Raw genomic sequence first — 15,182 nt, 5'->3', positions numbered from 1 at the left:
CATGCACGAGATCACCCGCACGGTGCAGGATGGCCAGGCGGTGCCGCTGTCGTACGCGCAGGAGCAGTTGTGCTTCCTGCAGAAGCTCGAACCCGGGCTCACGGCCTACAACCTGCCGCGCGTGTTCCGGCTGACCGGGGCGCTGGATGCCGATGCACTGGAGCGCGCGTTCCAGGCGGTCATCGCGCGCCACGCCATCCTGCGCACGCACTTCGTCGAGCGCGACGGCGTGCCGATGCAGGTGGTGCAGGCTGAAGCGCCGTTCGCGCTGGAGCGCATCGATCTCTCGGACCAGGACGACGACTCGCAACAGGCCGCCGTTGCCGCGCTCGTGCGCCGTACCGCGACGCATGTGTTCGATCTGGGCCATGCGCCCGCACTGGTCGCACGGCTCGCGAAGCTCGCGGGCGACCGGCATGTGCTCACTGTCTGCCTGCACCACATCGTGTCCGACGCCTGGTCGAACCCGATCCTGGCGCGCGATCTCGGTGCGGCCTACGCGTTGGCACTGCGCAGCCCGGGCCAGGTGCAGCTGCCGCCGCTGCCCGTGCAGTACGCCGACTTCGCCGTGTGGCAACGCGCCCGCGTGCAGGGCGGGGCGCTGGCGCCCCAGCTCGCGCACTGGAACCATCACCTCGGCGACGAGGTGCCGTCGCTCGACTTGCCGACCGACCGCGCGCGCCCCGCGCAACAGACTTTCGCCGGCACGGCGCTCGGCTTCGAACTGCCGCCGGCCCTGGCGGCGGCGCTGCAGAAGTTCTGCCGCGCCGAACGCTGCACGCCCTTCGTCGTGCTGCTCGCAGCCTGGCAGGTGCTGCTGTCGCGCTGCAGCGGGCAGGACGACTTCGCCATCGGCGTGCCCAACGCGGGGCGCCACCGCGAGGAGGTGCAGGACCTGCTGGGCTTCTTCATCACCACCCAGGTGTTCCGCGCGCGGCTCGCGCCCAGCCGCACGCTGCGCGAGGTGTGCCGGCAGGTGCGCGCCGATGCGCTGGCTGCACTCGACCATGCCGACCTGCCCTTCGAAGTGCTGCTGGCCAGCCGCAAGGATCGCCGCGACCCCGCGCGCAGCCCACTGTTCCAGGCCATGTTCGGCGTGCAGATGGCCGGCGAGGCCGTGGCGCTCGACTTCGCGGGCGTGCGCGCCGAGCTGGAAGAATTCGACGACGCGGGCGCCAAGTTCGACCTGTCGCTGGACTTCTACATCGACTCGCGCGGCGTGCGCGGACGGCTCGAATACAACACCGACCTCTTCGACGCCGCGACCGCGCAGCGCATGGTGCGCGCCTACCAGCGCGTGCTGCAGGCCATGTCGGACGACCCTGATCGCGTGCTCGCGAACCTCGTGCTCACCGACGCGGACGACGAGGCGCGGCTGCGCGCATGGAGCGAGAACCTGCCGCACCGCCCGTATACACAGCCCGTGCATCGGCTGATCGAGGCGCAGGTGCGTCAGCGGCCCGATGCGGTGGCGCTGGTGTTCGGCGATGCCGTGCTGCGCTATGGCGAACTCGACGCGCGCGCCAATGCACTGGCCCATCACCTGATCGGCCTGGGCGTGCGGCCCGACATGCCCGTGGGAATTTCCGCCGAGCGCAGCGTCGAGATGGTGGTGGGACTGCTGGCGATCATGAAGGCTGGCGGCGCGTACGTGCCCCTGGACCCTGAGCTGCCGCGCGAGCGCATCGCCTGCATGCTGGAAGACAGCGGCGTGACGCTGCTGCTCACGCAGTCGCACTTGCGAGAAGCGTTGCCGGTGGCGGCAGGCGTGCGGATGCTGGCGTTGGATACGCTCGACCTGTCGGCCGAATCCACTGAATGCCCGCAGGTCGCGCTGCACGGCGAGAACCTCGCCTATGTGATCTTCACCTCGGGTTCCACGGGCCGCCCCAAGGGCGCGGCCAACCGCCACAACGCCTTCTTCAACCGCCTGGCCTGGATGCAGGACGCCTACGCGCTGGGCGACACCGACACCGTGCTGCAGAAGACCCCGTTCGGCTTCGACGTGTCGGTGTGGGAGTTCTTCTGGCCGCTGATGCAGGGCGCACGCCTTGTCGTCGCTGCGCCCGGCGACCACCGCGAGCCGGGACGGCTCGTCGAGCTGATCCGCACGCACGGCGTGACCACGTTGCACTTCGTGCCGTCGATGCTGCAGGCCTTTCTCGCGCACGAAGGCATCGAGGCCTGCACCAGCCTGCGTCGCATCGTCTGCAGCGGCGAGGCGCTGCCCGCCGAGGCGCAGGCGAAGGTGTTCGAGCGCCTGCCGGGCGCGGGGCTCTACAACCTCTACGGCCCGACCGAAGCGGCCATCGACATCACGCACTGGACCTGCCGTGCCGACGGGCTGGGCCACGTCGCCATCGGCCGCCCCATCGCCGGTTGCAAGACCTACGTGCTCGATGCGGGCCTGAACCCGGTGCCGCCGGGCGTGGGCGGCGAGCTGTACTTGGGCGGCGTCGGCCTGGCGCGCGGCTACCTGCAGCGGACTGGGCTCACGGCCGACCGCTTCGTGGCCGATCCGTTCAGCGGCACCGGCGAGCGCCTGTACCGCACGGGCGACCTCGTGCGCTGGCGCGACGACGGCCAACTGGCCTACCTGGGCCGCATCGACCACCAGGTGAAGGTGCGGGGCTTCCGCATCGAGCTGGGCGAGATCGAGGCGCAACTGCTGGCGCAGCCGCAGGTGCGCGAGGCGGTGGTGGTGGCCGACGAAGGCCCCGGCGGCACGCGGCTGGTCGGCTATGTATCGCCGCAGTCCGGTGCGGCGGTGGACGTCGCCGCGCTCAAGGCCCGCCTGGCCGATGTGCTGCCCGAGTACATGGTGCCGTCGGTGCTGTGCGTGCTGCAGACCCTGCCGCTCAATGCCAACGGCAAGATCGACCGCAAGGCGCTGCCGAAGCCCGAGCGCGGCGGTGCGCAGGCCTACGAAGCGCCCGAGGGCGTGGTCGAGCAGGCGCTGGCCGCCGTCTGGGCCGAGGTGCTGAGCCTGCCGCGTGTCGGCCGGCAGGACAACTTCTTCGAACTCGGCGGCGACTCGATCCTGAGCCTGCAGATCGTCTCGCGCCTGCGCACGGCGGGCTGGAAGCTCACGCCGCGCCAGATGTTCGAGCGGCAGACCGTCGCGGGACAGGCGGCGGTGGCCGAGCCCGTGGGCGCTGCGGTGCAGGCCGAACAGGCGGCTGCCGAAGGCGAGGTGCCGCTGCTGCCGTTCCAGGCTGCGTTCTTCGAGGCCGACATGCCCGAGCGCCACCACTGGAACCAGTCGCTGCTGCTGCAAAGCCGCGAGCCGTTGGTGCTGCCCGCGCTCGAAGCCGCACTGGCCGCCGTGGTGCAGCACCACGATGCGTTCCGCCTGCGCTTCCACCGGGCAGCCGATGGACGCTGGCAGCAGGCCTATGAGGCACTGCCGGCGCACTGGCGCGAGGAATGGCTCTGGGTGCGCGATGCAGCGAACCCTTCGCAGATTGCCGCGCTGTGCGACGAGGCCCAACACAGCCTCGACCTCGCGCACGGGCCGCTGTTGCGCCCGCTGGTCATCCGCCTGCCCGGTGGCGACTGGCGCCTGCTGCTGGCCGCACATCACCTCGTGGTCGACGGCGTGTCGTGGCGCATCCTGCTCGACGACCTGACCTCCGCGTATGCGCAGTGCCGCGAGAGCCGGTCCGTCGCGCTGCCGCCGAAGAGCGCCAGCCTGCAGGCCTGGGCACGTGCGCTGCAGGCGCAAGCCGTCGCGATGGAGGGCGAACTCCCGCACTGGCAGGCCTTCGCCGACGTGCCGGTCGCGCTGCCCTGCGCGCGGCCCGACGGCGCGAACACGGTGGCGCGGCGCACCAGCATCGCATGGCAGCTCGACCGTGAGCGTACCCAGGCGCTGCTCAAGTCCGCGCCGGTCGCCTACCGCACGCAGGTGAACGACCTGCTGCTCACGGCGCTCGGGCGCGCGCTGTGCGGCTGGAGTGGGCATGCGCAGCTGGCGATCCTGCTCGAAGGCCACGGCCGCGAAGACATCCTGCCGGCAGAGAAGTCGCTGGACCTGTCGCGTACCACGGGCTGGTTCACGAGCTTGTTCCCCGTGCGGCTCGATCCGCTGGGTGCGTGGGGCGATGCGATCCCGCGCGTGAAGGAAGACCTTCGCCGTGTGCCACAACGCGGCCTGGGTCACGGCGTGCTGATGCACCTGGGCACGGACGAACAACAGCGTGCCCTGCGCGCTTTGCCGCGCCCGCAGCTGGTCTTCAACTACCTGGGGCAGGTCGATGGCGCGGCCGGTGCCGAGGCCGCGTGGTCGCTCGCGTCCGAAGACGCGGGCGAGCCCGTCGCGGCGAGCGCACCGCTGCTGCACGAGTTCAGCGTCAACGCGCAGGTGCGCGACGGTGCACTTCAGCTGACGGTGGACTTCAGCGCCGCGCGGCATTCGGCCGACGACGTGCAAGGCTGGGTGGACCGCTTCGGCGTTGAACTCGAAGCGCTCATCGCGCACTGCACCTCCGGCGCCTGCGGCGTCACCCCATCGGACTTTCCGCTGGCCGGGCTCGACGCCACGCAACTCGCTGCGCTGCCGCTGCCCATGCCGGTGGCGCAGCTCGAAGACCTCTATCCGCTGTCGCCGATGCAGTCGGGCATGCTGTTCCACAGCCTGGTCGATGCGCAGGGCGGGGCCTATATCAACCAGCTGTGCATGGATATCGACGGCCTCGATGCCGACCGTTTTCGCGCCGCATGGCAGCGCGTGCTGGCGCGCCACGAGATCCTGCGCAGCGGCTTCCTGGCCGACAGCGCCACGCCGCTGCAATGGGTGGCGCGTGCCGCCGAGATGCCGTGGGTGGTGCAGGACCTGCGTGAGAGCGCCGATGTGCAAGGCGCACTGGCGCGGCTGGCCGCATCGCAGCGCGCGAGCGGTTTCGACCTCGCGCGCCCGCCGCTCATGCGCATCGCGCTGGCCCGCACGCAGGCGCAGCGTCATCACCTCGTCTGGACCTACCACCACCTGCTGCTCGACGGCTGGAGCGTGGCGCAGCTGCTGGCCGAGGTGCTGCGCAGCTATGCGGGGCAGACGGGCGAGTCCGCGCCGGGGCGTTTCCGCGACCACATCGCGTGGCTCGCGGCGCGCGACGCGCAGGCCGGCGAGACGCACTGGCGCCGCGTGCTGGCCGACGTCGAAGAGCCGACGCGCCTGGCGACCGCGCTGGTGCCGCCGGTGGTGGCGCGCCCGGGCAAGGCCCGCCAGCGGCTGGCCTTCGACGCCGAGGCCACGCGCCGGCTGCGCGAAGCCGCGCGCGGCGCGCACGTCACGCTCAACACCTTCGTGCAGGCGGCCTGGGCGCTGCTGCTGGGCCAGCGAACGCGCACCGACACCGTCGTGTTCGGCGCCACCGTCGCCGGCCGCAGCGCCGAGATGCCGGGCGCTGAGCGCATGCTGGGCCTGTTCATCAACACGCTGCCCGTGGTCGCGCGCCTGCGGCCCGGCCAGCCTGTGGGCGATTGGCTGCGCGAACTGCAGGCCGCGCAGGTCGCGTCGCGCGAACACGAGCACACGCCGCTGCACGAGATCCAGGCCTGGGCCGGCCTGGGTGGGCAGGGGCTGTTCGACACGCTCGTGGTGTTCGAGAACTACCCCGTCGATGCGGCCTTGCGCAGCGACGCGGCGGCAGGCCTCACTTTCGGTGCCGTGCGCACGCAGGAAGAAACCTCTTACCCGCTGACGTTGATGGTGCACGACGATGCGGCACTGCACATCGACCTCGTGCATGCGCTCGACGTGTGCGACGACACGCAGGCCGCCGGCCTCGTGGACCAGTTGCGCGCGACGCTGCTGGCGCTGGCCGGCGACGCGGCGCAGGCCGTGGGCCGGCTGACGCTGGTCGATGCGGCCGGGCGCGAGCGCCTGGCGTCGTGGGCAAAGGGCGCGTTCACGCCGGAAGCGGTCGTGCCCGTCCATCGCCTCATCGAACAGCAGGCGAGGGCGAACCCCGACGCACTGGCGTTGGTCACGGCCGAGCATCGCCTTACCTACGGCGCACTCAACCGCCTCGCGAACCGCTGGGCCCACCGACTGATCGCGCAGGGCGTGCGGCCCGACATGCCGGTCGCGATCGCTGTCGACCGCTCGGCCGAGACCGTGGTGGGCCTGCTTGCCGTGCTCAAGGCCGGCGGCGCGTACGTGCCGCTCGATCCGGCATTCCCGACGGAGCGGCTGGCCTACATGGTGGAAGACAGCGGCGCCTCGCTGCTGCTCACGCGCCGCGCGCTGATGCCGCGCCTGCCCGAAGCGGCCACCGTGCAGCGGCTGGCGTTCGATCTCGATGCGACGGACGACGACATCGCCGGGTGGCCCGATCACGACCCCGCAGTGCCGGTGCATGGCGAGCAGCTGGCCTACGTGCTCTACACCTCGGGCTCCACCGGCCGTCCCAAGGGCGTGGCCATGCGCCACGACGCGGTCGCACGCCTCATCGCGTGGCAATTGCAACGCCTGCCTGGCGCGAGTCGCACGCTGCTCTTCGCATCGCCGTGCTTCGACGTGGCGTTTCAGGAAATGGTCAGCGGGCTGGCCGGCGGCGGGTGCCTCGTGCAGACCACCGAGGCACAGCGGCTGGACCTGGATGCGCTGGAAGACCTGGTGCATCGCGAAGGCGTCGAGCGCATGTTCGTGACCTTCTCGGTACTGCAGCATTTCGCCGAGCAATCGCTGGCCTCGGGCCGGCGGCTGCCGGCGCTGCGACAGATCGTGACGGCGGGTGAGCAACTCAAGCGAACGCCTGCGTTGATCGAGTGGCTGGCGCGCGAATCGCAATGCCGGCTCATCAACCAGTACGGGCCGACCGAGACGCACGTCGTGAGCGAGTTCGTGCTCGACGGCGCGGGCCCCGACGACCTGCCGCCCATCGGCACGCCCGCGTCGAGCGCGCGCCTGCATGTGCTCGATGCCCATCTGCAGCCGGTGCCTGTCGGCGTGGCGGGTGAACTTTGCGTGGGCGCCGAGGTGCTGGCGCGTGGTTACCTGCACCGCGCCGGCCTGACGGTGCAGCGCTTCGTTGCCGACCCGTTCGATGCGAACGGGGGGCGGCTCTACCGCACCGGCGACCTCGTGCGCTGGCGCGCCGACGGCCAGCTCGAGTACCTCGGCCGGCTCGACCACCAGGTGAAGGTGCGGGGCTTCCGCATCGAACTCGGCGAGGTCGAGGCGCAACTGCTCGCGCAGCCCGGTGTGCGGCAGGCGCTGGTGCTGGCGCAGGAAGGGCCGGGCGGCGCGCGGCTGGTGGCCTATGCGGCCGGTGCCGATGGTCAGCCGCTTCGTCCTGCGGCGCTGCGTGCAGGACTGGCGGCGGCGTTGCCCGACTACATGGTGCCCAGCGTCATCGTCGCGATGCCGCAGGGGCTGCCGCTGAACGCCAACGGCAAGGTTGACCGGCAGGCGCTGCCGCCGCCCGAGGCGACGGAAGACCGCACGCATGTGCCGCCGCAGGGCGCCACCGAAGAGGCGCTGGCCGGCCTCTGGGCGCAGGTGCTGGGGCTGTCGCGCGTGGGTCGCGGCGACAACTTCTTCGAGCTCGGCGGGCACTCGCTCGCGGTGCTCAAGCTGCGCCAGCAGGTCAAGGCGCAGATGGGCATCGACCTGCCGCTGCAGCGCTACTTCGAGCTGCCCGACCTGGCGTCGTGCGCGCAGGCGCTCGACGCGCAAGGGCCGGCGCAGGCGCAGCAGGCCGCACAGGCCGAGAGCGATCTCGATCACATGGATGCATTGTTGGAAAGTCTGGGGGGTTGAGTGAGCAGTAGCAGCAACGAACGCAGCAGGGCGATCGCGCAACGGCTGGCAGGTCTGCCGCCGGCGCGGCAGAAGGAGTTCATCGCCGCGCTGCGTGCGCAGGGCATCGATTTCGGTCGACTGCCGATCGTGCCCGACCCGGCCGCGCTGCCGGGCGCGCCGCGGCCCGCGTCGTACGCGCAGGCGCGCCAGTGGTTCCTCTGGCAGATGGACCCCGAGAGCACGGCGCAGCACATCACGGCCGCGCTCACGCTGCACGGCGCGCTCGACCTGGCGGCGCTGCGCGCGAGCCTGCGGGCGCTGGTGGCGCGGCATCCGTCGCTGCGCACGCGCTTCGGCGTGAGCGACGACGGCGTGCCGCAGCAGACGGTGTCGCCCGAGGCGGTGCTCGATCTGCGGGAAGCCGATCTGCGCGCCAGCCCGGCGCAGGTTCGCGAGGAGGCCGCGCGCCTCGTGCGCACGCCTTTCGACCTCGCGCGCGGTCCGCTGCTGCGCGTGGGCCTGCTGCGCACCGGCGAGACGGCGCACCTGCTGGTGCTGGTGATGCATCACATCGTGTCCGACGGGTGGTCGATGCAGCTGCTGGTCGACGACTTCGGTGCGCTGTACCAGGCGCACCGCCAGGGGAACGACGCGGCCGTGCCGGCGGCGCCCGCGCTGCAATACGCCGACTACGCGGCCTGGCAGCGCAACTGGCTCGAAGCGGGCGAGGGCGAACGCCAGCTCGCCTACTGGACCGGGCGTCTCGGCGGCGAGCAGCCGCTGCTGCAATTGCCCGCCGACCGCGCGCGTCCGCCGCAGGGGCCCTATCAGGCCGCGCGCCACCAGCTCGACCTGCCGGGCGAGCTGGCACAGGCGCTGCGCCGCCGGGCGAGCGCCGAAGGCGCGACGCTCTTCATGGTGCTGCTGGCCGGCTTCCAGGCGCTGCTGCACCGCTACACCGGGCAAGGCGACATCCGCCTGGGCGTGCCCGTGGCCAACCGCGACCGGCCCGAGACGGCCGGCATCCTCGGCCTGTTCGTCAACACGCAGGTGCTGCGAGCCGAGCTGGCCGGCCACACCACGCTGGCCCAGGCCCTGGCGCAGGCGCGCGAGGCGGCGCTGGGCGCGCAGGCGCACCAGGACCTGCCGTTCGAACAGCTGGTCGAGGCGCTGCAGCCCGAGCGCAGCCTGAGCCACCCGCCGCTGTTCCAGGTGATCTTCAACCACCGGCAGCAGGACCTGGGCGCGCTCGACCGGCTCGAAGGCCTGCGCATCGAACCCTGCGAACTCGACGAGCAGGCGGCGCCTTTCGAACTCGCGCTCGACACGCTGGAGCAGGCCGACGGCACGCTCGGCCTGAGCTTCACCTACGCCCGTGCGATCTTCGAGCCCGCGACCATCGAACGCATGGCGGCGCACTACGTCGCGGTGCTGCGCCAGCTGGCCGACGACCCCACGCGCCCGCTGCGCGAGGTGGCGCTGCTCGGTCCGCAGGAGCATGCCCAATTGCGCCAGTGGGGCGAGGGCCAGGACACCGCCTGGGACGAGGTGCCCGTACACCGCCTCGTCGAGCGGCAGGCCGCGCTGCGGCCCGAGGCCACGGCGCTGATCGTCGACGGCGCGGCGATGAGCTTCCGCGAATTCGACTTGCGCGCCAACCGGCTCGCGCACGCACTCATCGCGCAGGGCGTGCAGCCCGAGGACCGCATCGGCCTCGCGGTGGAGCGCTCGCCCGAGATGGTGGTGGCGCTGCTCGGCGTGCTGAAAGCAGGTGCGGCCTACGTGCCGCTCGACCCCGACTACCCGAGCGACCGGCTCGACTTCATGGCGGTCGACAGCGGCGTGCGGCTGCTGCTCACGCAGGCGCGCGTGCGCGAACGGCTCGGCGCATCGATGCAGGCGCTGCCCGCGTTGCTGCTCGACGGCGGCGTGCTCGACAGCGGCCCCGACGCCGCACCCGATGTCGCGGTGCATCCCGAGCACCTGGCCTATGTGATCTACACCTCGGGCTCCACCGGCCAGCCCAAGGGCGTGGCCGTGGCGCACGGCCCGTTGAGCATGCACATCCAGACCATCGGCCGCGCCTACGGCATGACGCCGGAAGACCGCGAGCTGCAGTTCGCGTCGATCAATTTCGACGGGGCGCACGAGCGCATCTGGACGCCGCTGGCCTTCGGCGCCACGCTGATGCCGCGCAGCCAGGAGCTGTGGACCGTGCACCGAAGCCGCGAGGAAATGCGGCGCCACGGCATCACCGTCGCCTGCTTCACGCCGGGCTACCTGCAGCAGATGGCCGACGAGCTGGGCGAGGAAGGGCGCGTGCCCACGCTGCGCTCGTACACCGTCGGCGGCGAGGCCATGGGCCGCGTGGCCTGCGAGCGCGTGATGCAGACCCTGCAGCCGCCGCGCCTCATCAACGGCTACGGCCCGACCGAGACGGTGATCACGCCGACCATCGCCAAGGCCTATGCCGGTACCGCCTTCGACGCGGCCTACCTGCCCATCGGCGCGCCCGTGGGCGACCGCCGCGCCGTGGTGCTCGACACCGACATGAACCTGGTGCCGCCCGGCATGGCCGGCGAGTTGTACCTGGGCGGCTCGGGGCTGGCGCGCGGCTACCTGAATCGCGCGGGCCTGAGCGCTGAGCGCTTCGTGGCCGACCCCTTCGACACTGCGGGCGGACGCCTGTACCGCACCGGCGACCTCGTGCGCTGGCGTGCCGACGGGCAGCTCGAATACCTCGGGCGCCTGGACCACCAGGTGAAGGTGCGCGGCTTTCGCATCGAGCTCGGCGAGGTCGAGGCGCGACTGCGCGCGCAGCCCGGCGTGCGCGAGGCCGTCGTGGTCGCGCGCCAGCGCGCGGGCGGTGCGTTGCTGCTGGCCTACGCGTCGAGCCTCGATGCGCAACAGCCGGTCGAGGCCTTCACGCTGCGCGAAGGGCTGGCGCAGGTGCTGCCCGAGTACATGGTGCCGTCGGCCATCACCGTGCTTGCGGCATTGCCGCTGAACGCCAACGGAAAGGTCGACCGCGGCGCGCTGCCCGAGCCCGTGTTTGCTGCCGCTGCCGACACCTGGGAAGCGCCGCAGGGCGCGGCCGAGGAGGCGATGGCCGCCGTGTGGGCCGAGGTGCTCGGTGCGCCGCGCGTGGGCCGTAACGACAACTTCTTCGAACTCGGCGGCCATTCGCTGCTGGCGATGCAACTGCTCGAACGGCTGCGCCGGCAGGGCTTCGGCGCGCAGGTGCGCACGCTGTTCCAGAACCCGCGCTTCGTCGATTTCGCGCGCGCGACGCTGGAGGCCGGTGCGTCGTCGCGCCCGGCGCCGGTGGTGCCCGACAACGCGATTCCCGACGGCTGCACCTGGCTCACGCCGCAGATGTTGCCGCTGGTGACGCTGGACGACGCGCAGCTGCGCCGCATCGAGGCTGCCGTGCCCGGCGGCGCGGCCAACATCCAGGACATCTACCCGCTCGCGCCGCTGCAGGAAGGGCTGCTGTTCCATCACCTGATGCAGACCGAGGGCGACGTCTACGTGCAGTCGCTGCAGATGCGTTTCGACAGCCAGGCGCGCCTCGATGCCTTCATGGACTGCCTGAATCAGGTCATCGCGCGTCATGACATGCTGCGCACCGCCGTGCTGTGGGAAGGGCTGGCGGAGCCGGTGCAGGTGGTGCACCGCCATGCGCCGGCCGAGATCGAATGGCTGGCGATCGACGACGCGGCGGGCGATGTCGCCGCGCAGCTCGAAGCCCATGTGCGGCCCGGCCACTACCGCCTCGACGTGCGCCGCGCGCCCATGCTGCGCGCCATCGCCGCGCACGACGCGACGAGCGGCGGCTGGTTGCTGCAGCTGCCGAGCCACCACCTGGCGCTCGATCACGTGTCGCGCGACTTGCTGGTCGAGGAGATCACGCTGCTGCTGCAGGGCCGCGCCGATGCACTGCCCGCACCCGTGCCGTTCCGCAGCTTCGTCGCGCAGGCGCGGCTCGGTGCCGACGTGGCGGAGCAGGAGGTGTTCTTCCGCCGCATGCTCGGCGACGTGCGCGAGCCGACCGCGCCTTTCGACCTGTTCGATGCGCGCGGCGACGGCACGGCCGTGGAAGAAGCGCACCTCGAACTCGACGCGGCCTTGGCGCAGGCCGTGCGCACGCAGGCGCAGCGCAGCGGCGTCAGTGCGGCCACGCTGTTTCACCTGGCGTGGGCGCTGGTGCTGGCCAAGACCACGGGCAAGGACGACGTGGTGTTCGGCACCGTGCTGTTCGGCCGGCTCGCGGGCGGCGAGGGTGCGGGGCGCGCGCTCGGCATGATGATCAACACGCTGCCGCTGCGCGTGACGCTGGGCCGCAGCCATGCGCTGGCCTGCGTGCGGCAGACCCACGCCGCGCTGGCCGGCCTGCTGCACCACGAGCACGCGAGCCTGTCGCTGGCGCAGCGCTGCAGCGCGGTGCCCAAGGGCACACCGCTGTTCTCGACGCTGCTGAACTACCGCTATGTGGCGCAGGCGCCCGAAGCGGACACCGGCGCGGGGGGCTGGGAAGGCATCGAGACCCTCGGTGCGCAGGAACGCTCCAACTACGCCTTCGCGCTCTCGGTGAATGAACGCGCCGACGGCTTCGCGTTGACCGCGCAGGTCGATGCGGCGGTCGGCGCCGCGCGCGTGTGCCAGTACATGCACGACGCGGTGCGCCGCGTGGCCGACGACCTCGCGCAAGCCGCCACGCACCCGGTCGCGGCCTTCGACCTGCACACCGCCGACGAGGCGCGGCGCCTGCAGGCCTGGGGCGTGAACACGCCGGCCTACCAGCACACCGCGCCGGTGCATGTGCTGGTCACGCGCCAGGCCGCGTTGCGGCCCGACGCGACGGCGCTGATCTTCGGCGACCACACGCTGAGCTACGCGGCGCTGGAGGCGCGCGCCAACCGGCTGGCGCACCACCTCATGCGCGCGGGCGTGCGGCCCGAAGTGCGCGTGGGCCTCGCGGTGCGGCGCTCGGCCGACATGGTCGTGGCGCTGCTCGCGATCCTCAAGGCGGGCGGTGCCTATGTGCCGCTCGATCCGGCCTATCCGCCGCAGCGGCTGGCGTACATGGTGGAAGACAGTGGCGTCGCGCTGCTGTTGGCCGACGACGCCGTCGTGCTGGGTCGCATCGGCCTGCCCGATGTGAAGGCCTTGACGCTCGACGCGCTCGACCTGTCGAACGGCCCCTCGCACGACCCCGGCGTGGCGGTGCACCGCGACCACCTGGCCTATGTGATCTACACCTCGGGTTCCACCGGCAAGCCCAAGGGCGTGGCCGTGGCGCACGGCCCGCTGGCCATGCACGTGCAGTCGATCGGCGAGGCCTACGGCATGACGCCCGACGACCGCGAGCTGCAATTCGCGTCGATCAACTTCGACGGCGCGCACGAGCGCACCTGGGTGCCGCTGGCTTTCGGCGCGGCGCTGATGCCGCGCGACGAGGAGGTCTGGCCGGTGGAGCGCACCTGCGCCGAGATCGAGCGCCACGGCATCACCATCGCCTGCTTCACGCCCGGCTACCTGCACCAGATGGCCGAGCTGATGGGCGAGACCGCGAGCCGGCTGCCGATCCGCTCCTACACGGTGGGCGGCGAGGCGATGCCGCGTACCAGTTTCGAGCTGGTGCAGTCGGTGCTGAAGCCACCGCGCATCGTCAACGGCTACGGGCCGACCGAAACGGTGATCACGCCGATGATCGCCAAGGCCGCGCCGGGCGAGGGCTTCGATGCGGCCTACATGCCCATCGGCCGTCTCGTGGGCGATCGCACGGCCTACGTGCTCGATGGCGCCATGAACCAGGTGCCGCCCGGCGTGGCCGGCGAGCTGTACCTGGGCGGCGACGGGCTGGCGCGCGGCTATCTGCAGCGTGCGGGCCTGAGCGCGGAACGCTTCGTGGCCGACCCGTTCGGCGCGCCGGGCGGCCGGCTCTACCGCACGGGCGACCTCGTGCGCTGGGAGTCCGACGGGCAGATGGCCTACCTGGGGCGCATCGATCACCAGGTGAAGATCCGCGGCTTTCGCATCGAACTCGGCGAGATCGAGGCGCAACTGCTGGCGCTGCCGCAGGTGCGCGAAGCGGTGGTCGTCGCCAGCCAGGGCGCGGGCAGTGCACGGCTGGTGGCGTACGTCTCGCCGCTGGCGGGCGAGCACATCGAGCCCGCGCGCCTGCGCGCCAGCCTCGCGGCGCTGTTGCCCGAACACATGGTGCCGGCCGCCATCGTGGTGCTCGACACGCTGCCGCTCAACATGAGCGGCAAGGTCGATCGCCATGCGCTGCCGGCGCCGGTGTTCGCCGCCGGCGACGGCTACGACGCACCGCGCGGCACGGCCGAGCAGGCGCTCGCGCGCATCTGGTCCGAGGTGCTCGGCGTGGCGCGCGTGGGCCGCGACGACAACTTCTTCGAACTCGGCGGCGACTCGTTGCTGAGCCTGAAGGTGATGGCGCAGGCCCGCCGCCTCGGGTTGCCGGCGCTCGATCTGAAGCTGCACGACTTCCTGCGCGCGCCGACCATCGCCGGCCTGCTGAAGCAGACCGAAGCGGCAGCGCAGCCGCTCGTGGCGATGAATGCCGTGGTGCCCGGTGCGGCGCCGCTGTTCTGCATGCACGCCGCGCTGGGCACGGTGTACGACTACGCCCCGCTGGCGCGCCGCCTGCAGGGCGTGCGCACCGTGTACGGCCTGCCGTGCCGGATGCTCACCGACCCGTCGCACCGTGATGTGTCGCTGGCGCGCATGGCCGACGACTACGCGCGCATGGTCCGCGACGTGCAGCCGCAGGGGCCGTACCACCTGCTGGGCTGGTCGCTCGGCGGCGCGCTCGCGGCGGCCGTGGCGGCGCGGCTCGAAGCGCAAGGGCAGGCTGTGGCCTTTCTCGGTCTGGTCGATCCCTACGTGCCCGAACCCGACGCGCCTCTGCAGACGGTGGACGACGACGGCCGCCGCGACTTCGCCGACTTCGTCGCCTCGGCCTGGCCGGCGGCGCGCCTGGAAGGGCTGCTGGACATCGACGACTTCGTCTGCGACGAGGCGACGGTGGCCGCGCTGATCGCACAAGCGCGCGCGACGGCGCAGGCCCGCGGCGACACGCTGGAGATGCCGGCGCACGCGAACCTGCCCGATGACGAACTGACCCGCATCTTTCTCGCGAACCAGCAGTTGAAGGCGGTCGAGATCGACACCCTGGTGCCGCTGCGCTGCCGCGCCGAGTGCTGGTGGATCGCGCAGCGCCCGGCGGCGGACCGCGCCGCGCTCGCGCTGCAGCTCGGCCGGCCGGATCTGGCAGGCGCTACAGCGCTCGACGAGACGCACCATGCCATCCTGCGCAGCCCGGTGTTACTGGCCCAGCTGGGTGAGCGCCTGGGCGAGCGACGGGGCGAGGTCGAAGCCCTCGCGGCCTGACGTCCGGGCATAAAAAAAC

General features: G+C 71.9%; 2 protein-coding genes. Both read left to right on the top strand.

What is annotated here, in order from left to right; translation table 11 throughout:
* Window position 1 precedes the first annotated feature (1 nt).
* On the top strand, window positions 2–7,765 hold the full coding sequence (locus D3H34_RS12960) for a non-ribosomal peptide synthetase (protein WP_167481186.1): 7,764 nt from the start codon (window positions 2–4) through the stop codon (window positions 7,763–7,765).
* Complete coding sequence (locus tag D3H34_RS12955; protein WP_119553866.1) at window positions 7,766–15,163, top strand: non-ribosomal peptide synthetase; 7,398 nt, start codon at window positions 7,766–7,768, stop codon at window positions 15,161–15,163.
* Window positions 15,164–15,182: the final 19 nt, after the last annotated feature.

The sequence above is a fragment of the Acidovorax cavernicola genome (genome assembly GCF_003581445.1).
The sequence above is the reverse complement of the archived record's forward strand: the minus strand, read 5'-3'. Positions and strand labels throughout refer to the sequence as shown.